The organism is Microbacterium sp. 70-16 (assembly GCF_001898315.1).
Classification (GTDB): Bacteria; Actinomycetota; Actinomycetes; order Actinomycetales; family Microbacteriaceae; genus Microbacterium.
Map to the genome: position 1 here is coordinate 53,154 of NZ_MKTQ01000019.1, position 26,009 is coordinate 79,162.

The following is a 26,009-nucleotide window of genomic DNA, read 5'->3' on the forward strand; positions in this document are numbered from 1 at the left end:
CGTCGCACCCCGAGAATCAGGGACGGCTCAGGGATTCACCCCATGGCGGCACCCACCGCCCGAACGCGAGGATCGATGCATGACCACCCCCGACCTCGATCAGCCGCGTCTGGACCGGCCGCCGCTCGATCCCGGACCGCCTCCCGCCGAGCCGACGCGACCGCCGCTGCCCACGGGCGACGCACCCCGCGCGCACGCAGCCGGCGACCGCTTCTTCGCGTGGGCCGCGGGGCTCGGCATCGTCCGCGGCGACGGCTGGATCGGGGGCGTCGCGGCGGGGCTCGCCGCGCGGCTGCGCATCGACCCGCTGATCGTCCGGGGCATCCTCGTGGTCATCGGCCTGTTCGGATTCCCCGTCCTCTTCCTCTATGCGATCGCGTGGGCGCTGCTGCCCGACCTCGACGGCCGCATTCCGCTGCAGGAGGCCGTGCGCGGTCGCCTCGCTCCGGCGCTCGCCGGCATCGCGGCGTGCGCCGTGCTGGGCCTCGTGCCTGCACCGCTCGCGTTCTTCATCGGCGCGCCGACGCTGTTCAGCGTCGCCCAGTACGGCGGCGGGTTCACGGCTCTCGGCGTCCTGGCCGCGATCGTCGCGGTGCTGCTCGTGGGCGGACTCCTCTTTCTCATCGTGCGTGCGGCGATCGTCTCGCCGCGCGCCGCAGACCCGGTGGCACCTGTGCCGGACCAGCGAACGGCTTCCGCTGCGTCCGCCGCCCCGGATCCGTCCGCCGCCGCATCCGGTTCGGGTCCGGACGCCGCGCCCGCGGACTCGCTGGGGATGGATGCCGCAGGCGACGAATCCGTCGCCGTGGCATCCATCCCCGGCCCAGACTCAGACGGCCCCATCGACGCGGAGGCAGACGCGGACGCCCCGACGCCCGACGACGAGTACGCCGCCTGGCGCGAGCAGCACGCCGCGTGGAAGGTGCAGGAGGATGCCTGGCGCCGCCAGCAGCAGGATGCCGCGCGCATCGCGCGCGAGCAGGCGCGCCGCGAGCGGCAGGAGCGCGGCGCCGCCTTCACGGCGGAGGCGAGCGAGCGCCGCCGCATCCGCCGGCTCACGAAGCCCCGCACGCCGTTCGCGTTCGTTGCGACAACCCTCGGGATCGCCGTCGTCACGGGGGCACTCGTCTCGGTGACGAGCGACGCAGAGCTCGCGGGTTCTCTCGGACTTTTCGTCGCGGCGCTGATCGTCGCGCTCGGCATGGTCGTCGCGGGCATCGCGCGGCGCCGCAGCGGGTTCCTCGCCGCGGTGGCGGTTGTGCTCCTCGCCGGCGGCGCCGCCGCGACCGCGGCCCCCACGGTGCAGGCGATGCACCTCGGCGATTACGGCATCTCGAACGCGCAGAGTGCCCCAACGTGGCCCGCGGACGCGCCGTTCGTGCAGCCGTGGGGCAACGTTGGCGTCACCCTCCTCGACACCGGCACGACTGCGGGGCCGATCCACATCGAGAAGCGCTCCGGCAGTACGACCGTGTGGCTCAATCCCGGGGTCACCCTGAATCTCGACATCACCGCTCCCCCGTGGACGCCGGTCTTCAGCTCTGACCAGGGTTCGGTCGACCTGCGGTACGTGCCGGACATCACCGTCGACACGCTGGCCGATGGGCGCCAGCACTACGTCGGGACGATCCCGCCCATCGCCTCCGGCGAGACGACCGGAGGCACCACGCAGACCGTCGTGATCGACCAGCAGTCCGGCTGGATCGAGATCCGTCAGTACACCCTGATCGAGGAGTCCGAATGACCGGCCGCACCGAGCCCCTCGACACCGCCGGCGAGACCCTGCCCCTGCCGGATGCCCTGCTCGCTCCCCTCGCTACTCCCACTCCTCTCGCCCCCGAGGCGCCGCTCGCGCCCGAGCCCGCGATCGCAACTCCCGTCCTCCGCCCGCGCACCCGCTGGGCCGGAATCGTGTGGGGACTCGTGCTCGCGGCGGTGGCCGGCGCGGGCATCTGGCTGGCCTCGGGCGATGGCCGCATCGCCGAGCTCGCGACGTGGGTGCAGGATCTCTCGCCCGCCACGGCGGTGGGCTACGGCATCCTCATCATCGGCGGACTGCTGCTGGTGACGGGGCTCGTGGGCTTGCTGCGCCGCGCGCAGCGCGCGGTCGCCGCCCGCGCAGGCGCCTGATCCCGCCGATGCGCACCCCGGGGAACTGCCCACGCCGGCGCATAACTCAGGCAGAATCCCGGTCTGGGACGGTTTCAGCCCCGATTCCGGCCGTCCAGCCTGAGTTATGCGCCGCCTCCCGCCGCCACTCGGTTCGCAATTCAGTCTCCGCGCCACGAAAGACCCCGAATAACCCCCAGAAACGGGCTCCGCAGCCCCGCGGAGACTGAATACCGGACACCGCCCGTGCGAGACCGGGCGAGAATGGCACCATGCGCACGCTGCTGAACATCATCTGGATCGTCTTCGCCGGATTCTGGCTCTTCCTCGGCTACGTCGCCGCCGGCGTGCTGCTGTGCATCCCGATCATCACGATCCCGTGGGCCATCGCGTCGTTCCGCACGGCGGGCTACGTCATCTGGCCGTTCGGCCGCACGATCGTGCCGAAGCCGACGGCGGGCGTCACGTCGTTCCTCGGCAACGTCATCTGGGTGATCTTCGCGGGCTGGTGGCTCGCACTCGGACACCTGGCCAGCGGCATCGCGCTGTGCATCACGATCATCGGCATCCCGATGGCGATCGCCGACTTCAAGATGATCCCGATCTCGCTCATGCCCCTCGGCAAGGACATCGTCTCGACCCGCACCGGCGCCTTCGCCTGACCCGCAAGACACCGCAGCAGAAACAGACGGATGCCGGGGCGCACGCGCACCCCGGCATCCGAAAGCCAGCAGATCAGCAGATCAGCCGGCGACGACGACCGCCTCGCCTGCCGTAGCGGCCGCGTCAGCCGCGGCGGCCTTGCGGGCCGAGTACTCCTTCACGCCGATGATCGCGAGGGCCGACACGACGAACCCGGCGACGAGCGCGACGACGAACAGCAGCGGGTGGCCGATGAGCGGCAGCACCCAGATGCCGCCGTGCGGCGCGAGCTGGCCGACGCCGAACGCCATCACGAGGCCGCCAGCGACGGCGCCACCGAGCATGAACGACGGGATCATGCGCAGCGGGTCGGATGCCGCGAAGGGTATCGCCCCTTCCGAGATGAACGACGCGCCGAGCAGCCAGCACGACTTGCCCGACTCGCGCTCCTGCTTGGTCCACAGCTTCGGGCGCACGACGGTCGCGAGAGCAATCGCGAGCGGCGGCACCATGCCCGCCGCCATGACGGCGGCCATGATCATCGCGGGCGCGTCGCTGGCGGTGGCCGCGTTGACGAGGCCCGTCGTCGCGAAGACGTACGCGACCTTGTTGACGGGTCCGACCAGGTCGAAGCACTGCATGAGACCGAGGATGACGCCGAGCAGGATCGCGCTGCCGCCGCTGAGCGAGGTCAGCACGTCGGTGAGGCCGTCGTTGATCCACTTCATCGGCGGGCCGACGATGAGCGCCGTGACGACGCTCGTGATCCCAACCGACAGCAGCGGGATGACGACGACGGGCATGATGCCGCGGATGCCCGCGGGCACCTTCCAGCGCGAGATCCACAGCGCGAGGTACCCGCCGAGGAAGCCCGTGATGATGCCGCCGAGGAATCCGGCGCCGACGAGGCCCGCGACGAAACCGCCGACGAAGCCGGGCGCGATGCCGGGGCGGTCGGCGATGCCGTACGCGATGTAGCCCGACAGCGCGGGCACGAGGAACGCGAACGACCACTTGCCGACCCAGAACAGCAGCACGGCCCACGACTGTGCCGACAGCCACGAGAAGTCGTTCGACAGCCAGTCCATGAGCGCGGTCGGGTCGTTGCCGTTGACGACGCCGGTCACCTCGATCGCACCGTCGGCGGGCCACGCGATCGTCGCGATCAGGAACCCGATCGCGATCAGGATGCCACCGGCGGCGACGAACGGGATCATGTGCGAGACACCGGTCATGAGGGCACGGCGGATGCCGGCGCCACGCCCTTCGCGCGCCGGGGCGGCGACCTCGACGACGGCGACGTCTTCAGCCGCGGCATCCACGACGAAATTGTCGATCGCGGCGATCGCTTCGTCGATGACCTTCGGCGCTTCGCTGACGCCGCGCTTGACGCCGACGCTGACGGTCGGCTTGCCGGCGAAGCGCTCCTTGTTCTTGACCTCGAGGTCGGCGGCGAAGATCACGCCGTCGGCCGCGGCGATCACCGCGGGGTCGATCGGGGTGGCGCCGATGGCGCCCTGGGTCTCGACCGTGATCTCGTGGCCGGCCGCCGCGGCGGCCTGTTCGAGGGCCTCGGCGGCCATGTAGGTGTGCGCGATGCCCGTGGGGCACGACGTCACTGCGACGAACTTCATCGTCTTCGTCTCCTTGTTGTGTGGATGGTGCGGGATGGGTGGTGAGGGTGTCAGACGACGAGCACGTCGGCGCCCGCGGCGCGGATCTCGTCGATCAGCTCGGGCTCGGCGCCGGTGTCGGTGATGAGCAGGTCGACGTCTTCGAGCGGGCAGATGACGCCGAAGTCGGTGCGGCCGAGTTTGGTGTGGTCGGCGAGCAGGATGACCCGCTCGGCGCGGCGCACGATCGCGCGCTTGACGGCGGCTTCGCGCAGGTCGGGGGCGCACAGCCCCTTCGTGACCGAGACGGCGTTCGTGCCGATGAAGGCGACGTCGGTCGAGGTCTCGGCGTACGCACGCTCGGCCCACGAGCCGACGGCCGCGAGGGTGAGCGAGCGGATCTCGCCGCCGACGAGGTGCAGCGTGACGCCCGGTCGCGCCGACAGCGCGGGGATCAGCGCCGGCGCGTGCGTGATGACGGTGAACTCGACGTCGACCGGCAGCAGGTCGACCATGCGCGAGACCGAGGTTCCGGCGTCGAACGCGACCGACCCGCCGTCGGGCAGCTCGGCGAGCGCGGCACGCGCGATGCGCTCCTTCTCGTCGGTCTGCGCTCCGACGCGGTCGGTGAGACTCGGCTCGTAGCCCAGGCGCGCGAGCGGGATCGCTCCCCCGTACACGCGGTGCACGAGTCCCTTGCGCTCGAGCGAGCTGAGGTCGCGCCGGATCGTCTCGGCCGTCACGTCGAAGCGCTCGGCGAGCGCGACCACTTCGACCCGCCCGTCGGTGCGGGCGGCGTCGATGATGTGGCTCTGCCGGATCGATGACTTCATCGTGGTGACTTCGCTGTCGGCTCGGGGGCTGTCGGCTCGGGGGCTGTCGGGTCAGGCGGTGGGGCTCAGTGCGACGCGAGGTACGCGGCGGGGTCGACAGAGAACAGCTCCGCCCGGTCGATCTGCTCGTCGGTCGGGGTGACGCCGGTGTAGAGGGCGAACTGCTCCTTGGCCTGCCGCACCATGACGAGATCACCCGTGATGACGGTCTTGCCCTCGGCACGCGCGAGGTTTACGAGCGGCGTCTCGGCGGGCAGGTACACGACGTCGAAGACGTAGTCGGCGGCACGCACGGCATCCACATCGAAGGCGAGCGCGTCGGACTCGGCGCCGCCGGCCATGCCCACGGGCGTCGCGTTGATGAGCAGGCCCGGGCGGCGGTCGCCGAGGGTCGTGTCGGCCTCGACGCCGTAGCGGGCGGCGAGGTCGCGACCGCGCTCGGGGTTCGTCGGCGACAGCACGACGCCGTCGCGGAAGCCCGCGTCGACGAGGGCGGCGAGCACGGCCTTGGCCATGCCGCCGGCGCCGAGCAGCGCGAAGGGCGTCGTCGGGGGAACCTCGTAATCATCGAGCAGGGTCCGCACGGCGATGAAGTCGGTGTTGAGCCCCGTCAGCTTGCCACCGTCGTTGACGATCGTGTTCACCGAGTCGATCGCGCGCGCCGAGTCCTCGAGCTCGTCGAGGAACGGGATGCACGATTCCTTGTAGGGCATCGAGACGCTCGCACCGCGGATGCCGAGGGAGCGGATGCCGCCGATCGTCGCGCCGATGTCGGACGAGCTGAACGACTTGTAGAGGTAGTTCAGGCCGAGTTCGTCGTAGAGGAAGTTGTGGAAGCGATTGCCGTGGTTGCCGGGCCGAGCGGCCAGCGAGATGCACACCACGGTGTCCCGATCGATCATGTTCACCATCTGGACGTTCCCTTCGTCTTCGAAGTCGGACGGTCAACTCTGCGGTCCGACGTTGGTTTGATTGATTCTACGTTGTTTCATGCCCGTTTGCCTAGTTCTTGTTGGTTTTGCTCGCGTTTTTGGCATCCATCGGCCGGAGAAACCCGCCGAAACGGACATGAACTGTGGGATGCCACAGGGCACTCCCCCCCTGCTCGATGGGCGCACGAGGACACGCGACGACGCAAACCGAAACCACACGTCACAGCCCTCGCCAGCGTCGGCGGGCCGGGTTAGCGTGGGGTCATCGCGGCGATCCGGGCGGTCCCGGGCACCGGCTCATAACCGGTTGCGTTGCGGGTTCGACTCCCGCCGTCGCGTCCACTTCGCCGCCCCGACGCACGTCCACTTCGCCGAGCCGACGCAAGATGTCGGTGCGCGCCACCTCCACCGACAACGCGCGTCGGGTCGCCGCCGCGCGCGGGGCGAGGCGAGGCGCGCGCGGGGTGGGAGGATGGGGGTGATGGCATCCCCACGCACACCCTCTGCCCGGCAGCGCAATGCGCTGATCCCCGGGGTCATCGCGGCGGCCGCGCTGATCGCTGGCATCCCGCTGATCGCGACCGACGGGGCGATCGTGATCTGCTTCATCGTCGCGATCCTCGCCCTGATCATCGGCTGGTTCGCCGCGCAGGCGAAGCAGTGGTGGTGGACCGTCGTCATGATCGCGATCGCGGTGCTGTGGAACCCGGTCTACCCGTTCGAGTTCACCGGACCGCTGTGGCTGACCGCCCACGTCGTCACGGCGGCGCTGCTGATCGTCGCCGGCGCCCTCATCAGTGTGCCACGCGCGGGCACCGAGCAGCGCTGAAACCGGCCCCCACGCGGATGCCGGTGCCTAGGCTGGAACCGTGACCAGCCGCTCCCTGCAACCGTGGGAATGCCCGACCTGCGGTGATCGCCTCTCGTTCGAGATCCTCGACGATGAGCGGTTCCTCGTCGCGTGGTCGTGCCTGAACTGCGGCCTCGTCCGCGCGACGGAGCCCGACTCCCGCTGATCGGGGCGCGGGCCGCCGCGCCCCGCCCGGTCACCCGATTGGCACACCTGCATCGACGCTGGGAGACTGGATGCCATGACGACCGCGACCCGCCAGATCTTCGTGCCCGCCGAGTCCGGCGGCCGCGCCATCCCGTACGTCCTCGACGGCGAGGGCCCCACGGTCGTGCTGCTGCCCGCGGCGGGCCTCGACATCGTCACGCTCGGCACGCTCGCGAGCATCCTCGTCGAAGAGGACTTCCGCGTGCTGCGGGTCGGCTCGCGGCGCCCCGCCGCCGGCGTCACCCCGACCCTGCACGACCTCGCGCAGGACGTCGTCGACGTCATGGACCATGTCGGCGTGACGGATGCCTGGATCGGCGGCCACGCCCTCGGCGGCACGCTGGCCCGCATCATCTCGGTCGACCACACCGACCGCGTCGACGGCGTCATCATGCTCGCCGCAGAAGGCCCCACCGCCCCGACCGCCGAGGCCACCGCCGCGCTGCGCACCGTGTTCACGACCGACGACGACGCCGAGGCCCTCGAAGCGCTGCCCGCCCTGATCGGACAGTCGGCCGACGCCGTGCACGCGTGGAACATCGTGAAGGCCGCCCGCGACGCCGACGTCGTCGCGATGCAGGATGCCGCCGTGGCATCCACCGCCTCCACGGAGTGGACCGAGCTCGCCGCCGGCGTGCCGGTGCTGCTCGTCGCGGGTGCCGAAGACGCCGTGTCGTCACCGCAGGATGCCGAGCAGCTGCAGGCCGCCGCGCCCGACCGTGTCAGCGTCGTGCGCCTCGACGGTGTCGGCCACCTGTTCCCCGTGACGCACCCAGGCGAGACGTCGTGGGTCATCGAGGACTACCTCGACTGGGACTGACCCCGCGCAACCCGCACCGACGCGCGACAAGCGCCGCCGCGCAACCCGCGCCGCGGAACAAGCGCCCCCGCGCGACCCACGCCGCCGCGAGGCCGCGCGCAACACGCGCCCCCGCGCGACAAGCGCCGCCGCGCGACAAGCGCCGCCGCGCAACCCGCGCCGCCACACCCGCGCCGCTCAGGCGATGCGCGTCCCCGGCGGCAGCGTACGCGCGGGCGTGCGCGTGCGCGCCCACGCCCACCACAGCAGCAGCGCCGCGAGCGCCGTCTGCACCGCGAGTCCGACGAACCAGCTCGGCACGGTCGCGGCGATCGTGTCCTCGGGCGTGCGGTAGTCCGGGTTCGGAAGGTCTGAGTAGCGATAGTTGTCGGGATCGCACTCGTCCCACACCGTCTCGAGCTCGGGCGTGAGCTGCGCGCTGCGCACGCTGTACTTGAGCCAGCCGAACATGTCGTCGGGGCTGCCGTACTGGTCGAAGTGCGTCGGCGTCGCGTCGGCGAGGATGACGAACGGGTTCGCCGAGAGCATCCACCACACGTAGTCGAACCGCGGCACACGGTAAGTGCTGGTCTGCCAGTCCTGACAGATCATGTTGTCGGCGTCGCCGTAGCAGTCGCTGGATCCGTCCTTGCACGCGATGTTGCCCATCGCGTCGTACTCGGCGTACCGCGACTTCGACAACCCCTCGCTCGCGACGGCCGAGCCGATCAGGCCGAAGCCGATGACGGTGCCGACGGCGAGCGCGGCGACCACGAGATACGTGACGGCGACCGAGAACAGCGGGCGGGCGAGGATGCCCGACAGCGCAACGCCGATCGCCGCGATGATGCCCGTCTCGACGACGAGCACCACGAGCGAGATCAGCACAGTCCAAGGGTGCACGTCGCCGGCGAGCGTCGCGATGATGAGGAACGGAGCGGCCACGAGCGCGAAGGCGAGGCCCGTGATCCACGCCGCGACGAACTTGCCGAGCAGGATCTCGCCCGTCGTCGCGAGCGTGACCTGCACCGGAGCGAGCGTCGCGGCATCCCGGTCGCCGTTGATGCTGTTGCCGCTGAGGGTCGGCGAGACGAGCAGGATCAGCAGCAGCGTGACGTACACGACGACCGAGTAGACGCCGGCGCCGCCGATCCCCCAGCCGCCGTACGCGAGGAACGCGAGCGCGGTGACGCCGACCAGCAGCAGGGCGAACACGCCCAGCAGCACATACCACGACACAGTGCGCACGCGCTGCAGCAGTTCGAGGCGGGCGATCGTCCACAGGCGCGCGGCGTTCACGAGCGGCCTCCAAGGTCGAGGAAGGTGTGTTCCAGGATGCCCGTCGCCGCGGCGAACTCGGCAACCGGTAGGCCCGCGGCGACGAGGGCCGCAAGGGCCGTCGCGGCGTCGGCGTCGGAGCCGAAGGACACGAGCAGGTCGCGGCGGTCGATGGGGATCAGCGCGGCATCCAGCCCCAGTGCCTGCGCGACCGGGACGACGGCGGCGCGGGCATCACGGTCGGCGAGACGGATGCGCCACGACCGGCCGCGGGTCGCGGCCGCCGCAACCCGGTCGGCACCGACGGTCGCGCCTTCGACGAGGAACACCGCGTCGTCGACGACCTCCTCGAGCTCCGACAGGATGTGGCTGGAGATCAGGATCGTGCGCCCCTCGGCGGCGAGCCGGCGCAGCAGCGTGCGCAGCTCGACGCGCGCCTGCGGATCGAGGCCCGAGGCGGGCTCGTCGAGAAGCAGCACACGCGGGTCGTGCACGAGTGCGCGCGCCAGGCCGAGCCGCTGCTTCTGCCCGCGCGAGAAGACGCGGGCCGGGGTGTCGGCAAGCTCACGCAGCCCCACTTCGTCGAGCAGGCGGTGCGCGCCCTGACCTGCCTGATCACGGTCGAGCCCATACAGGCGGCCCGTCATGACGAGCGTCTCGCGGGCGGTCAGCGACGGCCAGGCGCCGAGCGCATCAGGCATCCAGCCCACGATCGCTCGGACGGCGGCCGGATCCGCCACCGGATCGATGCCACCGATGCGCAGCTGGCCGGCGTCGGGTGCCAGCAGCGAGGCGAGCATCAGCAACAGCGTCGTCTTGCCCGAGCCGTTCGGGCCGACCAGGCCCGTGACAGCGCCCGCGCGGGCATCCAGCGTGACGTCGCGGACGGCGTGCACGTTCCCGAAGGAACGGCGCACGCCTGCGGCGGCGATTCCGGGAGAGCTCATGGGCCCACCCTATGGGGCGGCTGTGCACGGGGCGGGGAGCGCCCGGTGAATTGTCAGCGAATGCGGTCGCGGAAGAACGCGACGCCGAGATCGGCGTGATCGACGAAGACGCCGTCGACCCCGGCATCCGCGATCACCTGCCACTCGGCCTCGTAGTCGCCGAAGGCGCTCTTGTCGCGTCCGCGTCGGAACTGCGCGATCAGGAACTTGTTCTCTGGGCGGCAAGTCCACGTGAACACGCGCAGCCCGCGGTCGTGTGCGTCGGCGACGACGCGCGAAGGCCCGGCCGTCCGGCCGAGGCGATCGGGCGCGAGGATCATCCGCTTGTCGAGGCTGATCCCGTCGACCGCGCCGACGAGCGCGTCCAGGCCCGCCGGTGAGGCTTGCTCGCGATAGGTCGGGGCGGCGGTCTTGCCCGCGGCGGCTGTGCCCGAGGCCGCGGCCGCGGCGAGGTCGTACGGGTGACCGGATGCCTCGAGCAGATAGATGTAGCTGCCTCGCACCCCCTGTGCGCGCACCTGCGCCAAAACGGTGGATTCGAACGACTCCAGCACAAGAGGCAGCTCGCCGTCGGCCCAGTGCGCGGCGCGCAGTTCGGCCGCGATCGTCCCGGCGACGTCGTAACCGAGGCCGGCGAAGTAGGTCGCGTGCTTGATCTCGAGCACGACGCCGATCTCGCGTCCCTGATCGAGGGATGCCTGGCGCACAAGATCGAGCAGGTCACTCAGACGCAGCGGCGGCTGCGCGTCGTCGAAGGTCGCGCTCTGCCGCCGCAGTTGCGGCAACCGCTCACGACAGCGCAGCGTCGACAGCTCACCCCACGTGAAGTCCTCGGTGAACCAGCCCGTCAGCTCGTCGCCGTCGATGGTCTTGGTGGTGCGGCGATCGGCGAACTCGGGGTGATCAGCGACGTTCGTCGTCGAGCCGATCTCGTTCTCGTGGCGCACCACGAGGATGCCGTCGGAGGTGAACACGACGTCGGGCTCGACGGCATCCACCCCCAACGCGAGTGCGAGATCGTACGACGATCGGGTGTGCTCAGGACGGTAGCCCGGGGCTCCGCGGTGACCGATCACGAGGGGACGACGACGCGGCATGGTTCCAGCGTAAGCGGGGCATCGTGCCGTTCGGGGCTCGCAAATGGTTCTCATAGCGAGGTTTCGGCACCCATTCGCGCTCCGCGAAACTCGAGCCTGCGGTTCAAAGGCGCCTCACAGCCGAGCACCTGCCTGAGCGATCAGGGGTCGGATACGCTGGAACTCCGCAGGTATCCGCCGCGGCACCCACGCATTGGAGTTGAGACCACCATGGCCTCGAGCAGCAATCCCGCATTCAACAATCCCGCGTTCCAGGAGCAGCGGCCCGGATTGACTCCGCCGGCTGCTCAGACCCAGTTCGCGACCTCGTCCGCGCAGTCGGTCGACCTCGCCGCGCAGGCTCAGCTCGAGGGCGCTTTCGCCGCCCCCGCCGCCGGCTCGGTGCAGACCGGTCGCATGACCGTCGAGGACACCGTCGTCAAGACCCTCGGCCTGTTCGCGATCCTTCTCGTCACCGCCGTCGCCGGTTGGGTGTGGACGATGGCGCCGGTCACAGCCGCGAACCCCGTCCCGACGATCATGCCGTGGATCATCGGCGCGCTCGGCGGCTTCGTGCTCGCGATGGTCGTGACCTTCACGTCGCGCAAGAAGATCCGCCCCGCCCTGATCTTCGCCTACGCCGCCTTCGAGGGTCTGTTCATCGGATCGATCTCGGCGTACTTCGAGTACCTGTGGCCCGGCATCGTCGTGCAGGCGACGATCGCGACCCTCTCGGTGGTCGGAGTCACGCTGGCCCTGTTCGCGAGCGGCAAGGTCCGCGCCTCGGCGAAGGCGACGAAGGTCTTCCTCATCGCGATGGTCGGCTACCTTGTCTTCTCGCTGGTCAACGTCGTCATGATGATGTTCGGCGCGTTCGGCGCCGACAGCGCCGGCCCGTTCGGCATGTACAGCCAGCCGAGCTTCATCCTCGGCATCCCGTGGGGTGTCATCATCGGCGTCTTCGTCGTCATCATGGCCGCGTACTCGCTCGTGCTCGACTTCGATTCGATCCAGCAGGGGGTGCGCAACGGCGCTCCCCGTCAGTACGGCTGGCTCGGCGCCTTCGGCATCATGGTCACGGTCGTCTGGCTCTACGTCGAGCTGCTGCGCATGATCGCGATCCTCCGCGGCAACAACTGAGTCGAGGCGGATCAATGCGGCGCAGCCGCGTTGATGCGCCTGCGACTCAGGTTGAGTAGCCGCCACAGGCGGCGTATCGAAACCTCTCCTCACGCGCTCAGGCCCGTCCGGCACCCGCCGGGCGGGCCTTTCGCATCCCCGCGCTCGCCCCGCCCCCGTTCCCTATCGCGAGACTGCGCTCTCGCGACGAGACTGCCAACCCTGCGCGCAGTCTCGTCGTCTAAACGCAGTCTCGCGTTCATGGACGGCGCGCGCAGACGACGGATGCCGGGGCGCGGGCCCCGGCATCCGTTGACACAACGTGGGGGTGTGTCACTCCCACTCGATGGTTCCCGGGGGCTTCGACGTGACGTCGAGCACGACGCGGTTGATCTCGCGCACCTCGTTCGTGATGCGGTTCGAGATCTTCGAGAGCACGTCGTAGGGCAGGCGGCTCCAGTCGGCGGTCATCGCGTCCTCGCTCGAGACGGGGCGCAGCACGATCGGATGCCCGTACGTGCGGCCGTCGCCCTGCACACCCACCGAGCGCACGTCGGCGAGCAGCACGACGGGGCACTGCCAGATCTCGCCGTCCAGGCCCGCGCGCGTCAGCTCCTCGCGGGCGATGGCATCGGCATCCCGCAGAATCTCGAGACGGTCAGCGGTGACCTCACCCACGATGCGGATGCCGAGGCCGGGGCCCGGAAACGGCTGGCGCGCGACGATCGCTTCGGGCAGGCCCAGCTCGCGGCCGATCGCGCGGACCTCGTCCTTGAAGAGCGTGCGCAGCGGTTCGACGAGCTCGAACTGCAAGTCCTCCGGAAGGCCTCCGACGTTGTGATGGCTCTTGATGTTGGCCGTACCGGTGCCACCGCCCGACTCGACGACGTCGGGGTAGAGCGTTCCCTGCACCAGGAACCGGATCGGCTCACCCTGTGCCGCCGCCTCGGCGACGAGGTCAGCCTGCACCTTCTCGAACGCGCGGATGAACTCGCGGCCAATGATCTTGCGCTTCTGCTCGGGGTCGCTGACACCGGCGAGCGCGTTGAGGAACGTCTCGCGAGCATCGACCGTGATCAGGCGCACACCGGTGGATGCCACGTAGTCGTTCTCGACCTGCTCGCGCTCGCCCTTGCGCAGCAGCCCGTGGTCAACGAACACCGCGACGAGCTGGTCGCCGACGGCCTCGTGCACGAGCGCCGTCGAGACCGCCGAGTCGACGCCGCCGGACAGCGCCGACAGCACCCGCCCGGTGCCGACCTGGGCGCGGATCTTCGCGACCTGCTCGGCGATGACGTTGCCGCTGTTCCAGTCCGCCGCGAGCCCCGCGGCCTTGTGCAGGAAGTTGACGAGCACGTCCTGGCCGTAGTCCGAGTGCTTCACCTCAGGATGCCACTGCACGCCGTAGAAGCACTTCTCGGCATTGCCGAAGGCGGCGACCGGCGTCGCCGCCGTCGAGGCGAGCACGTCGAAGCCCGCGGGAGCCGCAGACACCTGGTCGCCGTGACTCATCCACACGTTCTGCTCGGCGGGCTGGCCGCCCAGCAAGACGCCGCCGTCTCCGGCGACGGTGGCATCCGTCGCCCCGTACTCGCGCAGGCCGGTGTTCGCGACCGTGCCGCCGAGCTGCTGTGCCATCACCTGGAACCCGTAGCAGATGCCGAGGGTCGGGATGCCGAGCTGCAGGATGCCCGGGTCAAGCGAGGGTGCGCCGTCTTCGTAGACCGACGACGGACCACCCGACAGGATCAGAGCGACCGGCTGCTTCGCGGCCACATCGGCAGCTGTCGCGGTGTGCGGGACGATCTCGCTGTAGACGCCCGCCTCGCGGACGCGGCGCGCGATCAGCTGCGCATACTGCGCGCCGAAGTCGACGACGAGGACGGGACGCTGGTCGGTCTGGGTGTCGGTCACCGTTGGTTCTCCGTCGGGATCTGCTGAGTGAGAGAAGAGTGCTCGGCGCGCGAGTGCAGTTCGGTCGCCTCGCGATCGGCGAGGTATGCGCGCACCTCGCGGGCGACGCGGGCCTCCATGAAGAACGACAACAGCGGCACGATGCCGCCGAGCGCGAGCGTGACGAACCGCAGGAAGCCCCAGCGCATGAGGCTCCACACGCGGAAGCATGCGAACAGGTACACGACGTAGAACCAGCCGTGCGCGATGAGGATGCCCAGGGACAGGTTCGTCCCGTCGCCGGTCGACTCGCCGAAGGCGTCGACGTGTGCGAACCAGAGGAGCCCGCCCGACCCGCCCAGGAACAGCTCGAGCCCGAAGGCGTACTTCAGGATCATCTCGGCGCACAGCAACAGCAGCATGCAGCCGGTGATGACCGACGCGATCTGGTAGAAGCGCAGCGCGCCGCGGATCGCCGGGAACGTGGCGAGCTTCGGCTGGGGCATGGCCCCAAGTCTAGTTCCCGGGCGCAGCCGCCTTCTCCTCGCGCTCTTCGAGCTCTTTCTCCCAGGCATCCTTGGCCAGGCGGTACCACATGTAGAAGGCGAAGCCGGCGAAGATCGCCCACTCGACGGCGTAGAAGATGTTCAGCCAGTTGACGTTCGAGCCCTCGTCCGGGGCGGGCGAGTCGATCGCCGCGAGGCCTTCCGGCAGCGTCTCGCCGCCGTCGGCGACCAGGTACGGGCGATACACGTTCAGACCGGACGTGTCGTGCCACCAGCCGAGCAGGGCGGCCGGCGACATCCGCGTCATCTCGGTCGCCGCCGCCCCCGCGGCGGGCAGTGCGGGACCCTCATCGGAGATGAGGCGGCCGGTCAGCTCGACGGCGGCGCCGGGATCGGCGTTGAGGGCGGATGCCGCGGCATCCGCCGCGGTGCGATCGTCGGTCCAGCCGAGGGCGACCGCGAGCGAGGTCGGATCTGGGATGGCGGTGCTCGGGTCGACGCGCAGCTGCCCGGTGACCCAGTAGCCTTCAACGCCGCCGTTGAACCGCGAAGACACGACGAGGAAGTCGCCGGCCACAAAGCTGCCCGCCACCTCGACCCGCTGACCGACGAGCGGCTCGGGCAGGTACTCGCCGGGAGCGGTCACATCGGCGATCGGCTGCACGTTCTCGGTGGCACCGGGTGGAGCCGGGTCGGTGTCGATCGCACGGCCGAGCTGCCACTGTCCGAGCCAGGCGAACACGGCGGCCACGATCAGGGCGAAGGCGAGCATGCCGATCCACCACGGCCGCAGCATGACCTCGCGCAGGGTGGGCGCGAACTCTCCGCCCGCGCCGCTGGCTCCGGAGCCCGCGCTGGCCCCCGAGCCTGTCGCGGGGCCGCCCGCACTGGTCCCCGAGCCCGTCGAGGGGCCGCCGCCCGCCATCAGTGCGACGCGTAGGGCGCGACGACGACCTCGACGCGCTGGAACTCCTTGAGGTCGGAGTATCCGGTGGTGGCCATCGACTTGCGCAGCGCGCCGATGAGGTTCGCGGTGCCGTCTGCCACGGGGGCCGGGCCGTACAGCACCTGCTCGAGCGGACCGACCTGCTCGACCTGCACGCGCTTGCCGCGCGGCAGTTTCGAGTGGTGCGCCTCGGGGCCCCAGTGGTATCCGAGGCCGGGCGCGTCGGTCGAACGCGCGAGCGCGACGCCGAGCATCACGGCATCCGCGCCCATCGCGAGCGCCTTGACGATGTCGCCCGACGTGCCCACGCCGCCGTCGGCGATGACGTGCACGTAGCGGCCGCCCGATTCGTCGAGGTAGTCGCGGCGCGCGCCGGCGACGTCGGCGACGGCCGTCGCCATCGGCGCGTGCACGCCGAGGGTCACGCGCGTGGTCGAAGCCGCTCCCCCGCCGAAACCGACGAGCACGCCCGCCGCGCCCGTACGCATGAGGTGCAGTGCGGCGGTGTAGGTGGATGCCCCGCCGACGATGACCGGCACGTCGAGGTCGTAGATGAACTTCTTGAGGTTGAGCGGCTCGGCGTCGCTCGAGACGTGCTCTGCCGAGACGGTCGTGCCGCGGATGACGAAGAGGTCGACGCCGGCCGCGACGACGGTCTCGTACAGGTCCTGCGTGCGCTGCGGCGTGAGCGATCCGGCGACCGTCACCCCTCCGGCGCGGATCTCGGCGAGGCGCTGAGAGACGAGCTCGGGCTTGATCGGCTCGGCGTACAGCTCCTGCATTCGGCGGGTCGCCTGGTCGGCGGGCAGGGCCGCGATCTCGGCGAGCAGCGGCTCGGGGTCGTCGTAGCGCGTCCACACGCCCTCGAGGTCGAGCACGCCCAGGCCGCCCAGCTGACCCAGCATGATGGCGGTGCGCGGACTCATGACCGAGTCCATGGGCGCGCCCAGAACGGGGATGCCGAAGCCGTAGGCATCGATCGACCAGGCCGTGGAGACGTCTTCAGGGTTGCGGGTGCGGCGCGAAGGCACCACCGCGATGTCGTCGAACGCGTACGCCCGGCGGGCGCGCTTGGCGCGGCCGAGCTCGATCTCCATGCTCACCCCACCAGCCTACCCGGGTGCGTCGGCGGCGTCCGGCGTGCAAGCAACTTGCCGAGGGGGCTGCTGAGCACGAACGCCAGGAACGCCCACGACCCGATCCACGGCGAGAGGATCACCGCGATGCCCGCGCAGATGACGGCCGACAACCCGGCGGCCGCGGCGACGTGACGCCGCTCGTACGCCTCGGGCGTCAACAGGTGCCCGCTCCGCGCGGCCGACCAGCGCCACGACAGGTGCCCGAGCAGCGCCGCGAAGAAGAAGTCGATCGGTAGCAGCACCCGGCCCGCAATGAGCGACGAGTACTCGGAGGTCAGCGACGTCGTGAACGGGATCAGCACGATGAACAGCAGCCGCGCGCTGTTGAGCCACAGTAGCGGCGTATCGACGGCGCGCATGTCCTGGAACTGGCGGGTGTGGATGATCCACAGGTCGCTGAGCAGGGCGAAGCTCACGCCGAAGGCGAGGAACTTCGGCCACAGTGCGAACAGCGCGCCCCACAACTCGGCATCCGTCTGGATCTCGCCGAACGTCGCCGTCGTGAGGTCGAGCACGAGCAGCGTCGCCGCGATCGCGAAGACCGCGTCGGTGTAGGCCTCGGTGCGGGTCGGCGTCGCCAGCGTGCTCACGCCGTCAGGACAGCGGGCGCGCGCGGCGACAACTTCGCAGAATGTCACGAACTCCGCAGACTCAGCCGCGAAACTCTGCGGAGTTCGTCACCTTCTGCGGAGTTCGTGCGCCCCTCAGAACGCAGCGCTGAGATGTAGCCCCGCAGCGAGCGCTCGCTGGATGGTGCGCTCCACCTCGGGCCAGCGGTGCACGATCTGTGTGTACGAGAAGCGCAGCACCGTGTACCCACGCAGACGCAGTTCCGCGTCGTGCGCGATGTCTTTCTCGCGCTGCGCGGCTGAGGAGTGATATGCCCACCCGTCGATCTGAATCACGAGCCAGTTACCCACAAGCACATCGACAGGTTTGCGGGCGAGGTACACCTGCTGTCGCACCTGCACGCGCAGTCGTCGGAGCGGCCGACACACGAGCGTTTCCAGTCCCGAGTCCGAGAGCCCCGTGACCGATTCAGCGAGTTCCCGCGCCGCGCGAGATTGCCAGCGCACGCGACGCAGAGCTTCGGGAGCGAGCTGTTCGATGCGAACCGCCGATTCCCATACGACGAGCGCACGCTCGGGCGGCAGGCACAGCGCGATGTGCGCCAGCGCATCCTCGATCGTGCCGACAAGGCTGCGCCCGACGGGCACGATGGGCTTCGTCCAGTGCGCGACGCCCGGCCATGACTGCGGCCCCGTCGACCCAGGCAGCAGGTGCACATGCAGTTCGTCGCCGATACCTTCTGGCATCCACCAATTGCGCTGCCGGGCGAGCGTCGTACATGTCAGCCGCCCACCGACCCGCGCAGCCTCGCGGAGGACAGACGGGGCGGATGCCGAGACGAACCACGCCCGGCGCAGCACTTCGATATCCTGCGACCGAGCGGCGTCACGCAACTGGCGATCGCTGTAGCCTTCGCGACGGAGCTGCTCGCGGTGCACGGCCACGCCGCGCAGGCGGTCTTCGAGAGGTGTCATGCCCGGCATCCTGGCCGATCCCCGCACCGTCTGGTCGGCCAAGTGCCCGATCTGGGGACAGATCTGCGGGATGCCCGTTTGGGGAGGAGGCGATGAGCGCGGATGCCAGCGCCATCAATGCCGCAGAATGTCACCAACTCCGCAGACTCAGCCGCGAAACTCTGCGGAGTTCGTCACATTCTGCGGAGTTCGTGCGCACGCGCCACCCGGGCCTACTTCTTGTAGTTGGGGGCCTCCACGACGATCTGGACGTCGTGGGGGTGGCTTTCTTTCAGGCCCGCGGCTGTGATGCGCACGAACTTGCCGCGCGCCTTGAGCTCTTCGATCGTGCGGGCGCCGACGTAGAACATCGACTGCCGCAGGCCGCCGACGAGCTGGTAGGCGACGGCCGAGACGGGTCCGCGATAGGCGACCTGGCCCTCGATGCCCTCGGGGATCAGCTTGTCGTCGCTGGGGATGTCGGCCTGGAAGTAGCGGTCCTTCGAGTACGACGTCTTCTTTCCGCGTGTCTGCATCGCGCCGAGCGAACCCATGCCGCGATAGAGCTTGAACTGCTTGCCGCCCTGGAAGACGATCTCGCCCGGCGACTCGTCCGTGCCGGCCAAGAGCGACCCGAGCATGACGGTGTCGGCTCCGGCGACGAGTGCCTTGGCGATGTCGCCCGAGTACTGCAGACCGCCGTCGGCGATGATGGGGATGCCTGCTTCGCGGGCGGCCTGATAGGCCTCCCAGATCGCTGTGATCTGCGGCACGCCGACACCCGCGACGATCCGCGTCGTGCAGATCGAGCCCGGTCCGACACCGACCTTGACGGCGTCGACGCCGGCGTCGATGAGCGCCTGCGCGCCCTCGCGCGTCGCGACGTTGCCGCCGATGATGTCGATCTCAGCGAACGAGGGGTCGGCCTTCAGCCGCATGACCATGTCGATGACGCCCTGTGACTGGCCGTTGGCGGTGTCGACGACGATGACATCGACGCCCGCGTCGCGGAGTGCCTCGGCGCGCTCCCACGCGTCGCCGAAGAACCCGATGGCCGCGCCGACGCGCAGGCGACCCTGGTCGTCCTTGGTCGCCAGGGGGTACTTCTCGCTCTTGTCGAAGTCCTTGATCGTGATGAGCCCCGCGAGCTTGCCCTCGTCGTCGATCAGCGGCAGCTTCTCAACGCGGTGCTGCGCGAACAGCGCGATGACCTCGTTCGCACCGATCCCGACACGGCCGGTGATCAGGCCCTCGCTGGTCATGACGTCGCGGACCTTCGTCGTCTGACGCTCGAAGCCCGATACGAAGCGCATGTCGCGGTTGGTGATGATGCCGACCAGGCGGCCATCTTCGTCGACGACCGGAAGCCCCGAGATGCGGTATTGCCCGCACAGCGCGTCGACTTCTTCGATCGTCGCGTCGGGGTGCGTCGTGATCGGATCGGTGATCATGCCCGATTCGCTGCGCTTGACCTGGTCGACCATCGCGGCCTGGTCGGCGATCGAGAGATTGCGGTGCACGATGCCGAGGCCGCCTTCACGTGCCATCGCGATCGCCATGCGCGCTTCGCTCACAGTGTCCATCGCGGCCGACAGCAGCGGCGTGGCGACCGTGATGCGGCGGGTCACGTGCGACGACGTGTCGGCTTCGGAGGGGATGACGTCGGTGTGCCCGGGCAGCAGCAGCACATCGTCATAGGTCAATCCGACGAATCCGAACGGGTCGTTGTACTCCACGTATTCTCCCAAGCCTCGCGCGCGTATAACGATTCTAAGTCGACGGTGGAGCTCGGCATTCCCGGATTCCGCGTGGATCCGCGGCATCCGCCCGCGCCTCGAGCACTCACCGACCCCGCGACGCGCCAAACGAAACATTCAGCGGACTCACGGAAACAAGTCCGACACATTACGCTCGTAGCGTCGTTGATCACTGTCGATGCGACCGCATCACCCAATTGGTGCGCCGGACTGGAGGAACGTTGAGTCCTACGACCGTCACCGCGCGAACCCCCCTGCGATGGTTCGTGCTGTTCTTGGGGGCACTGCTTGCTGCCGCCGCATTGCTCCTCGGCACTGCGGGTTCGGCCCTCGCCGACACCGCCGATCCGGCGGACACGGCGGCAGGCACGACCTCCGCCGACACCGCAGACCTGCCGTACACGATCGTCGTCAACGTCCGCTCGGGCGGTGAGGCCGTCGAAGGCGTCACCATCACCGTGACCGACGGGACGTACGAGGGCGAGGGTACGACGGATGCCTCGGGCCGGGCCCGCATCGGCGTGCCCGAGAAGGAATCCGCCTGGACCATCGTCCTCGTCGAGTCGAGTCTGCCCACCGGCGTCACGGCACCCGACGGGTTCGCGTTCGAGCAGGAGGCCACGTTCGGTGCCGGCGCCTCGATCACCAAGAACTTCACGCTCGTCGCCGCCGAGCGACAGACCACGAGCTTCTGGGATCAGCTCATCTCGCGCGCCGTCAACGGCCTCAACTTCGGCCTCATGCTGGCCCTCGCCGCGATCGGCCTGTCGCTGGTCTACGGCACGACGGGCCTGTCGAACTTCGCGCACGGCGAGATGGTGACCTTCGGTGCCCTCATCGCACTGCTGTTCGCGTCGGGCGCGGGATGGTCCATCTGGATCGCGATTCCGCTGGCGGTGATCGCCTCGGCGGCGTTCGGATACACGATGGATGCCGGATTGTGGCGACCACTCAGGCGAAGAGGCCTGGGCACGGTGCAGCTCATGATCGTGTCGATCGGTCTGTCACTGGCGTTGCGCTACCTCTACCAGATGTTCATCGGCGGCCGCACGCTGCAGCTGCCGGGTGCGGTCTCGCAGAGCATCCCGGGCCTCGGCCCCATCCGGCTCTCGGTGACCGACCTCGTCAGCATGACGGTCTCGATCGTCGTGATCGGGGTGTTCGCCTGGTGGCTCATGCGCACCCGCATCGGCCGGGCCACGCGCGCCGTGTCGGACAACCCATCGCTGGCCGCCGCGAGCGGCATCGACGTCGACGGCGTCGTGCGGATCGTCTGGATCGTCGCGGCGGCGCTCGCAGGGCTCTCCGGCGTGCTGTGGGCCTACTTCCGCCCCGGCATCCGGTGGGACATGGGCACCAGCATCCTGCTCCTCGTCTTCGCCGCGGTCACACTCGGCGGACTCGGCACGGCGTTCGGCGCCCTCATCGGCTCGATCATCGTGGGTCTACTAGTCGAGGTATCGACCCTGTGGATCCCGTCGGATCTGAAGTACGTCGGCGCGCTGGTCGTGCTGATCGTCATCCTCCTGTTCCGTCCGCAGGGCATCCTCGGACGCCGAGAGCGGATCGGTTAGGCACACCATGAACTGGCTGCAGATTCTCAACAACACGTTCGCCCAGATCCTCGCGCCGGCGACCCTCGGCTACGCGCTCGCGGCGATCGGCCTCTCCGTGCACTTCGGCTTCGCGGGCCTGCTCAACATGGGTGTCGCGGGCTTCATGGCGATCGGCGCGTACGGCTTCGCCGTCTCGATCCTCACGTTCGGCCTCCCCTGGCCGGTCGCGGTGCTCATCGGCCTCATCGGCGCGGTGCTGTTCGCCATCATCCTGGGCATCCCGACGCTGCGCTTGCGCGGCGACTATCTCGCGATCGTCACCATTGCGGCGGCCGAGGTTCTGCGTCTGCTCTTCCTCACGTCGAGCAACCGCGCCTGGTCGGGCTCGGCCGACGGTCTGTCCGGATTCCAGCGCGACTTTCGGGCGAGCAATCCGCTGCCGCCGGGGCGCTGGGGCTTCGGGCCGTGGACGTACCAGTCCGACCAGTGGTGGGTCATCATCGTCGGTACGGTCACGATCGCGATCGCCGTGCTCGTTGTGTGGTTGCTGATGCGCAGCCCGTGGGGTCGTGTGATCCGCGGCATCCGTGAAGACGAGGATGCCGTGCGCTCGCTCGGCAAGAACGTGTTCGCCTTCAAGATGCAGGCCCTCATCGTCGGCGGTGTCATCATCGCGGCGGGCGGGATCGTCACCGCGATGGGCACAAACGTGAACCCCAACGTGTACGTGACATCGCAAACGTTCTTCGTGTGGACGGCGCTCCTGCTCGGCGGCGCGGCGACGATCTTCGGCCCGGTGCTCGGCGCCGTGCTGTTCTGGATGGTGCGCGCTTTCCTCTCGAACCTCTTGCCGGCGCTTGTGAATGCGGGACTGCTGCCCTTCCTCACCGCCGAGCAGAGCCAGATGCTCGTCTTCGTCCTGGTGGGCGCCGCGCTGATGTTGCTCGTGATCTTCCGACCGCAAGGCATCCTCGGTAGCAAGAAGGAGTTGACCTTTGTCCGCTGACGTTGCGCCCCCGGCCCCCCGTCCGAAGTCCACGGGTCTGCACAAGGTCGACCCGAGTGGCGAGATCCGCCCCGGCGTCGCGAAGGTCGACCCCATCGTCGTGGTCGACGGCGTGACGCGCGTCTTCGGCGGCCTGACCGCCGTCGACGTCGAGCACCTCGAGATCCCGCGCGGTGCGATCACGGCGCTCATCGGCCCCAACGGTGCCGGCAAGACGACACTGTTCAACCTGCTCACCGGCTTCGACAAGCCCAACACCGGGAGTTGGTCGTTCGACGGCAGGAACCTCGCCGGCATCCCGGCGTTCAAGGCCGCCCGCATGGGGCAGGTCCGCACCTTCCAGCTGACGAAGTCGCTCGGGTTGTTGACGGTTCTCGAGAACATGAAGCTCGGCGCGCCGCGCCAGACGGGCGAGCACTTCTGGGCGAGCATCCTGCCGTTCCTCTGGCGTGGCCAGGAGAAGCAGTATGAGGCGAAGGCGCGTGAGCTGCTGGCCCGCTTCAAGTTGGACGCCAAGGAGAAGGATTTCGCGGCGTCGCTGTCGGGCGGTCAGCGCAAGCTGCTCGAGATGGCGCGCGCGCTCATGAGCGACCCGACCCTCGTGATGCTCGACGAGCCGATGGCCGGCGTCAACCCGGCGCTGACGCAGTCGCTGCTGGACCACATCCTCGACCTGAAGGACCTCGGCATGACGGTGCTCTTCGTCGAGCACGACATGCACATGGTCCGCCACATCGCCGACTGGGTCGTCGTGATGGCCGAGGGCAAGGTCGTCGCCGAGGGCCCGCCCGACACGGTCATGCGCGACCCCGCCGTCATCGACGCCTACCTCGGCGCCCACCAGGATGTCGACCTCGGCGTCGTCACGGGCCGTTACGAGGGCGAGCTGCCCGCCGAGGCGCAGGGGCTCGTCGAAACGGCACAGGAGCTCGATCAGGCGATCGAACAGGATGCCGAGCACATGGAAGAGTCGGAGGACGACAAGTGACCGACACCGCCGCCGCACCGCAGCCCGTGGCCCCCACCGCCGACAACGTCGTCGTCCTCGACAACGTCGTCGCCGGGTATCTGCCGGGCGTGAACATCCTCAATGGTGCGAACCTCACAGCCGCCAAGGGCGAGCTCATCGGCATCATCGGCCCGAACGGTGCCGGCAAGTCAACCATGCTGAAGGCGATCTTCGGGCAGGTCAAGATCCGCTCCGGCTCGGTCACGCTCAACGGCGAGGACATCACGGGTCTGCGCGCCAACAAGCTGGTCGCCAAGGGCGTCGGCTTCGTGCCGCAGACCAACAACGTCTTCCCGAGCCTCACGATTGCAGAGAACCTGCAGATGGGCGCCTACCAGCGCCCCAAGGTCGTCACCGAGCGCATCGAGTTCGTGACGTCGATCTTCCCCGACCTCGGCAAGCGACTGGCACAGCGCGCCGGGTCACTGTCGGGTGGAGAGCGGCAGATGGTCGCCATGGGCCGCGCGCTCATGATGGACCCACACGTGTTGCTGCTCGACGAGCCTTCGGCGGGCCTATCCCCCTCGCGCCAGGATGAGGCCTTCTTGCGCGTCTCAGAGATCAACAAGGCGGGCGTCACGACGATCATGGTCGAGCAGAACGCCCGCCGCTGCCTGCAGATCTGCGACCGCGGCTACGTCCTCGACCAGGGACGCGACGCCTACACCGGCACGGGCCGCGATCTGCTGAACGACCCGAACGTCATCGGCCTGTACCTCGGTACGCTCGGCGCCTGACACACGAAGGAGGGGGCTGGATGCCATGCGCATCCAGCCCCCTCCTTCGTGTGTGCCCGTCGCCATCTCACACGCACGTGAGCCCCGGTCCGAAGACCGGGGCTCACGTGGTTGCTCTGTCGGATCAGCCGACGTTGAGGAACGAGTAGTTGTTGTCGTCGCCGTACTCGAAGACACCGATCGATGCCTCCGTCGGGTCGCCCACGTCGTTGAACGTGATCGGGCCCGAGACACCGTCGTAGTCAGCGACGCCGCCGCCGATGATGATGTCGGCGCACTCCGCGTAGGAGGTGCACTTCGTGCCGTCGCCCGAACCGCCCGACACCTGCTGCAGGTGGGCTGCGACATCCGGGCCCGCCGTTGAACCGGCCTCGAGGGCCGCGAGGGCGAGCAGGATGACGGCGTCGTAGGATTCCGGCGCGTAGGTGAAGTCGGTCAGCTCGGGGTCTCCCTCGCTGGCGACGAACGCCTGCAGGTCATCACGGAACGTCGCGATCGTCGCCGGGTCGACAGCGGGGTAGGTGCCCTTGGCGCCCGCGAGGGTGCCCGCGTCGAACTCGTCGCCGAAGTTGGCGAGGTTGCCGTCGACGAAGTACATCTTGTCGGCCGGGAAGTCCGCACCCAGCAGCTCGGGGATGATCGTCTTGACCTCTTCGAACGTGATCAGGGCGATCGCGTCGGGCTGAGCGGCCAGAACGTCCTCGACCTGCGCTGAGAAGTTGGTGTCGCCCGTGTTGTAGAGCGACGCCGAGACGACACTGCCGCCGGCAGCCTCGAACGCCTTCTTGGTGAAGCACGCCAGGCCCGTGCCGTACGAGTCGTTGAGCACGATCATGCCGAGTGTCTCGTTGCCGTCACCGGCAATGAGGTTGCCGAGCACGTCGCCCTGCAGGACGTCGGAGGGAGCGGTCCGCCAGTACAGACCGTTGTCCTCGTAGCCGGTGAATGCCGCCGACGTGTTGGCGGGCGAGAACTGAATGGCGTTCGCGGCGATCACCTGGTCGATGAACTGCAGCGATGTGCCGGAGGATGCGGCGCCGATGATGGCGGTTGCGCCCTCGCCCAGCACACGCGGAATCTCCGTCTCGTACGCCTTGTTGTCTGTGTCACCCGAGTCGCCCTGGATCAGGTCGATCGTGATGCCCTTGTTCGCAGCGTTCACCTCGGAGGCAGCGAACTCGGTGCCCGCGATCTCGGGCGGGCCGAGGAAGGCGAGGTTACCGGTGACGGGAAGCGCCGTGCCGATCTTGTACGTCAGGTCGGTGGCGGGGCCCGCTGACGTCGAATCGTACGTCGGCGTGTAGGCCTGAGGCTCGGCGGCGTCGCAGTCGATCGGGAAATCGAATGCCGCAACGTCGGCGGCCTCCGATTCAGACGAGCCGGGGTCCGACGAGCCGGCACAGCCGGCCAGAACGAGCGCGCTGGCGCCGACCAGGGCGAAACCGCCCATGACCTTCGCGGCGCGTGAACGGGTGAAAACGCCCATGTTGCTCCTTGATCTCGATGACGACGCACGCATGCCCCGTCCGGGT

25 protein-coding genes and 1 tRNA gene are annotated in these 26,009 nt (G+C 69.2%); 12 read left to right on the top strand and 14 right to left on the bottom strand.

The annotated features are described in order from the left end of the window. Positions 1 to 79 precede the first annotated feature (79 nt). From BGO46_RS09640 to BGO46_RS09650, 3 genes are all read left to right on the top strand, one after another. Entirely contained in the window at positions 80 to 1,744 is a 1,665-nt protein-coding gene (locus tag BGO46_RS09640) for a PspC domain-containing protein (RefSeq protein WP_292678327.1), read from the top strand. After that, positions 1,741 to 2,130: a hypothetical protein gene (locus BGO46_RS09645; protein ID WP_292678329.1), complete on the top strand. Its 390-nt coding sequence runs from the start codon at positions 1,741 to 1,743 to the stop codon at positions 2,128 to 2,130. The genes BGO46_RS09640 and BGO46_RS09645 overlap by 4 nt, the downstream gene beginning before the upstream one ends. 251 nt (positions 2,131 to 2,381) lie before the next feature. Then, positions 2,382 to 2,771 (top strand): YccF domain-containing protein, encoded by a 390-nt coding sequence (locus BGO46_RS09650; RefSeq protein WP_292678331.1) that lies wholly within the window; start codon positions 2,382 to 2,384, stop codon positions 2,769 to 2,771. A gap of 81 nt (positions 2,772 to 2,852) precedes the next feature. Here BGO46_RS09650 and BGO46_RS09655 read toward each other — a convergent pair whose 3' ends face one another. The 3 genes from BGO46_RS09655 to BGO46_RS09665 form a co-directional block, all read right to left on the bottom strand. After that, a complete protein-coding gene (locus BGO46_RS09655; protein WP_292678333.1) occupies positions 2,853 to 4,385 on the bottom strand; it encodes a fructose-specific PTS transporter subunit EIIC in 1,533 nt (510 codons plus the stop codon). A gap of 50 nt (positions 4,386 to 4,435) precedes the next feature. Continuing rightward, positions 4,436 to 5,197 (bottom strand): DeoR/GlpR family DNA-binding transcription regulator, encoded by a 762-nt coding sequence (locus BGO46_RS09660; RefSeq protein WP_292678335.1) that lies wholly within the window; start codon positions 5,195 to 5,197, stop codon positions 4,436 to 4,438. Between the two features lie 65 nt (positions 5,198 to 5,262). Beyond that, entirely contained in the window at positions 5,263 to 6,099 is an 837-nt protein-coding gene (locus BGO46_RS09665; RefSeq protein ID WP_366246813.1) for a shikimate 5-dehydrogenase, read from the bottom strand. Positions 6,100 to 6,395: 296 nt separating this feature from the next. Between BGO46_RS09665 and BGO46_RS09670 the strand changes: the two genes are divergently transcribed. The 4 genes from BGO46_RS09670 (at position 6,396) to BGO46_RS09685 (ending at position 8,006) form a co-directional block, all read left to right on the top strand. Beyond that, positions 6,396 to 6,471: transfer RNA gene (locus BGO46_RS09670), tRNA-Met, on the top strand. 139 nt (positions 6,472 to 6,610) lie between these two features. Further along, positions 6,611 to 6,958 carry a DUF6804 family protein gene (locus BGO46_RS09675; protein WP_292678339.1) on the top strand — a complete coding sequence of 116 codons (348 nt, stop codon included), beginning with the start codon at positions 6,611 to 6,613 and terminating at the stop codon, positions 6,956 to 6,958. A 40-nt stretch (positions 6,959 to 6,998) separates the two neighbouring features. Then, the gene (locus tag BGO46_RS09680) at positions 6,999 to 7,145 is read left to right on the top strand and encodes a hypothetical protein (RefSeq protein WP_292678341.1); all 147 of its coding nucleotides are present in this window, start codon (positions 6,999 to 7,001) and stop codon (positions 7,143 to 7,145) included. 75 nt (positions 7,146 to 7,220) lie between these two features. Further along, a complete protein-coding gene (locus BGO46_RS09685) occupies positions 7,221 to 8,006 on the top strand; it encodes an alpha/beta hydrolase (protein ID WP_292678343.1) in 786 nt (261 codons plus the stop codon). A gap of 177 nt (positions 8,007 to 8,183) precedes the next feature. Here the strand turns inward: BGO46_RS09685 and BGO46_RS09690 are convergent, their stop codons facing one another. Genes BGO46_RS09690 through BGO46_RS09700 form a run of 3 tightly spaced genes read right to left on the bottom strand, consistent with a single transcriptional unit; the run spans position 8,184 to position 11,307 of the window. Beyond that, complete coding sequence (locus BGO46_RS09690) at positions 8,184 to 9,284, bottom strand: DNA-directed RNA polymerase subunit beta (protein ID WP_292678345.1); 1,101 nt, start codon at positions 9,282 to 9,284, stop codon at positions 8,184 to 8,186. Then, entirely contained in the window at positions 9,281 to 10,210 is a 930-nt protein-coding gene (locus BGO46_RS09695) for an ABC transporter ATP-binding protein (RefSeq protein ID WP_292678347.1), read from the bottom strand. Before BGO46_RS09695 ends, BGO46_RS09690 begins: the two co-directional genes overlap by 4 nt. A gap of 53 nt (positions 10,211 to 10,263) precedes the next feature. Further along, on the bottom strand, positions 10,264 to 11,307 hold the full coding sequence (locus BGO46_RS09700; protein ID WP_292678349.1) for a glycerophosphodiester phosphodiesterase family protein: 1,044 nt from the start codon (positions 11,305 to 11,307) through the stop codon (positions 10,264 to 10,266). Positions 11,308 to 11,517: 210 nt separating this feature from the next. Here BGO46_RS09700 and BGO46_RS09705 point away from each other — a divergent pair, with 210 nt between their 5' ends. Continuing rightward, positions 11,518 to 12,426: a Bax inhibitor-1/YccA family protein gene (locus BGO46_RS09705; RefSeq protein ID WP_292678351.1), complete on the top strand. Its 909-nt coding sequence runs from the start codon at positions 11,518 to 11,520 to the stop codon at positions 12,424 to 12,426. Between the two features lie 312 nt (positions 12,427 to 12,738). Here the strand turns inward: BGO46_RS09705 and guaA are convergent, their stop codons facing one another. The 7 genes from guaA to guaB all read right to left on the bottom strand — a co-directional run bounded on the left by guaA (position 12,739) and on the right by guaB (position 20,148). After that, positions 12,739 to 14,319, bottom strand: a complete 1,581-nt coding sequence (gene guaA / locus BGO46_RS09710) for a glutamine-hydrolyzing GMP synthase (RefSeq protein ID WP_292678353.1) — start codon at positions 14,317 to 14,319, stop codon at positions 12,739 to 12,741. Beyond that, positions 14,316 to 14,804 carry a DUF3817 domain-containing protein gene (locus BGO46_RS09715; RefSeq protein WP_292678355.1) on the bottom strand — a complete coding sequence of 163 codons (489 nt, stop codon included), beginning with the start codon at positions 14,802 to 14,804 and terminating at the stop codon, positions 14,316 to 14,318. The genes guaA and BGO46_RS09715 overlap by 4 nt, the downstream gene beginning before the upstream one ends. A gap of 10 nt (positions 14,805 to 14,814) precedes the next feature. After that, complete coding sequence (locus tag BGO46_RS09720) at positions 14,815 to 15,600, bottom strand: SURF1 family cytochrome oxidase biogenesis protein (protein WP_292678399.1); 786 nt, start codon at positions 15,598 to 15,600, stop codon at positions 14,815 to 14,817. A gap of 128 nt (positions 15,601 to 15,728) precedes the next feature. Next, complete coding sequence (locus BGO46_RS09725; protein WP_292678401.1) at positions 15,729 to 16,847, bottom strand: GuaB3 family IMP dehydrogenase-related protein; 1,119 nt, start codon at positions 16,845 to 16,847, stop codon at positions 15,729 to 15,731. Positions 16,848 to 16,849: 2 nt separating this feature from the next. Next, entirely contained in the window at positions 16,850 to 17,479 is a 630-nt protein-coding gene (locus BGO46_RS09730; protein WP_292678357.1) for a TMEM175 family protein, read from the bottom strand. Positions 17,480 to 17,593: 114 nt separating this feature from the next. Beyond that, a complete protein-coding gene (locus BGO46_RS09735) occupies positions 17,594 to 18,433 on the bottom strand; it encodes a DUF559 domain-containing protein (RefSeq protein ID WP_292678359.1) in 840 nt (279 codons plus the stop codon). 212 nt (positions 18,434 to 18,645) lie between these two features. After that, positions 18,646 to 20,148 carry an IMP dehydrogenase gene (guaB, locus tag BGO46_RS09740; RefSeq protein WP_292678361.1) on the bottom strand — a complete coding sequence of 501 codons (1,503 nt, stop codon included), beginning with the start codon at positions 20,146 to 20,148 and terminating at the stop codon, positions 18,646 to 18,648. A gap of 287 nt (positions 20,149 to 20,435) precedes the next feature. Here guaB and BGO46_RS09745 point away from each other — a divergent pair, with 287 nt between their 5' ends. From BGO46_RS09745 to BGO46_RS09760, 4 genes are read left to right on the top strand one after another with little or no spacing between them, the layout of a single operon-like run. After that, entirely contained in the window at positions 20,436 to 21,743 is a 1,308-nt protein-coding gene (locus BGO46_RS09745) for a branched-chain amino acid ABC transporter permease (protein ID WP_292678363.1), read from the top strand. Positions 21,744 to 21,750: 7 nt separating this feature from the next. Further along, complete coding sequence (locus tag BGO46_RS09750) at positions 21,751 to 22,731, top strand: branched-chain amino acid ABC transporter permease (RefSeq protein ID WP_292678365.1); 981 nt, start codon at positions 21,751 to 21,753, stop codon at positions 22,729 to 22,731. Between the two features lie 37 nt (positions 22,732 to 22,768). Continuing rightward, positions 22,769 to 23,719: an ABC transporter ATP-binding protein gene (locus tag BGO46_RS09755; RefSeq protein WP_292678403.1), complete on the top strand. Its 951-nt coding sequence runs from the start codon at positions 22,769 to 22,771 to the stop codon at positions 23,717 to 23,719. Further along, a complete protein-coding gene (locus tag BGO46_RS09760; RefSeq protein WP_292678367.1) occupies positions 23,716 to 24,477 on the top strand; it encodes an ABC transporter ATP-binding protein in 762 nt (253 codons plus the stop codon). The genes BGO46_RS09755 and BGO46_RS09760 overlap by 4 nt, the downstream gene beginning before the upstream one ends. Before the next feature lie 124 nt (positions 24,478 to 24,601). On the opposite strand, the gene BGO46_RS09765 is transcribed toward BGO46_RS09760, so the two are convergent. After that, on the bottom strand, positions 24,602 to 25,963 hold the full coding sequence (locus BGO46_RS09765; RefSeq protein ID WP_292678369.1) for an ABC transporter substrate-binding protein: 1,362 nt from the start codon (positions 25,961 to 25,963) through the stop codon (positions 24,602 to 24,604). Between the last annotated feature and the right edge of the window lie 46 nt (positions 25,964 to 26,009).

Bases quoted from the DNA above. Each gene is read 5' to 3' on its own strand.
- BGO46_RS09700 (WP_292678349.1), bottom strand. From the start codon at position 11,307: ATGCCGCGTCGTCGTCCCCTCGTGATCGGTCACCGCGGAGCCCCGGGC.
- BGO46_RS09685 (WP_292678343.1), top strand. From the start codon at position 7,221: ATGACGACCGCGACCCGCCAGATCTTCGTGCCCGCCGAGTCCGGCGGC.
- BGO46_RS09655 (WP_292678333.1), bottom strand. From the start codon at position 4,385: ATGAAGTTCGTCGCAGTGACGTCGTGCCCCACGGGCATCGCGCACACC.
- BGO46_RS09735 (WP_292678359.1), bottom strand. From the start codon at position 18,433: ATGACACCTCTCGAAGACCGCCTGCGCGGCGTGGCCGTGCACCGCGAG.
- BGO46_RS09665 (WP_366246813.1), bottom strand. From the start codon at position 6,099: ATGATCGATCGGGACACCGTGGTGTGCATCTCGCTGGCCGCTCGGCCC.
- BGO46_RS09720 (WP_292678399.1), bottom strand. From the start codon at position 15,600: ATGCTGCGGCCGTGGTGGATCGGCATGCTCGCCTTCGCCCTGATCGTG.
- BGO46_RS09715 (WP_292678355.1), bottom strand. From the start codon at position 14,804: ATGCCCCAGCCGAAGCTCGCCACGTTCCCGGCGATCCGCGGCGCGCTG.
- BGO46_RS09750 (WP_292678365.1), top strand. From the start codon at position 21,751: ATGAACTGGCTGCAGATTCTCAACAACACGTTCGCCCAGATCCTCGCG.
- BGO46_RS09725 (WP_292678401.1), bottom strand. From the start codon at position 16,847: ATGGAGATCGAGCTCGGCCGCGCCAAGCGCGCCCGCCGGGCGTACGCG.
- BGO46_RS09650 (WP_292678331.1), top strand. From the start codon at position 2,382: ATGCGCACGCTGCTGAACATCATCTGGATCGTCTTCGCCGGATTCTGG.
- BGO46_RS09645 (WP_292678329.1), top strand. From the start codon at position 1,741: ATGACCGGCCGCACCGAGCCCCTCGACACCGCCGGCGAGACCCTGCCC.
- BGO46_RS09705 (WP_292678351.1), top strand. From the start codon at position 11,518: ATGGCCTCGAGCAGCAATCCCGCATTCAACAATCCCGCGTTCCAGGAG.
- BGO46_RS09660 (WP_292678335.1), bottom strand. From the start codon at position 5,197: ATGAAGTCATCGATCCGGCAGAGCCACATCATCGACGCCGCCCGCACC.
- BGO46_RS09695 (WP_292678347.1), bottom strand. From the start codon at position 10,210: ATGAGCTCTCCCGGAATCGCCGCCGCAGGCGTGCGCCGTTCCTTCGGG.
- BGO46_RS09675 (WP_292678339.1), top strand. From the start codon at position 6,611: ATGGCATCCCCACGCACACCCTCTGCCCGGCAGCGCAATGCGCTGATC.
- BGO46_RS09640 (WP_292678327.1), top strand. From the start codon at position 80: ATGACCACCCCCGACCTCGATCAGCCGCGTCTGGACCGGCCGCCGCTC.
- BGO46_RS09765 (WP_292678369.1), bottom strand. From the start codon at position 25,963: ATGGGCGTTTTCACCCGTTCACGCGCCGCGAAGGTCATGGGCGGTTTC.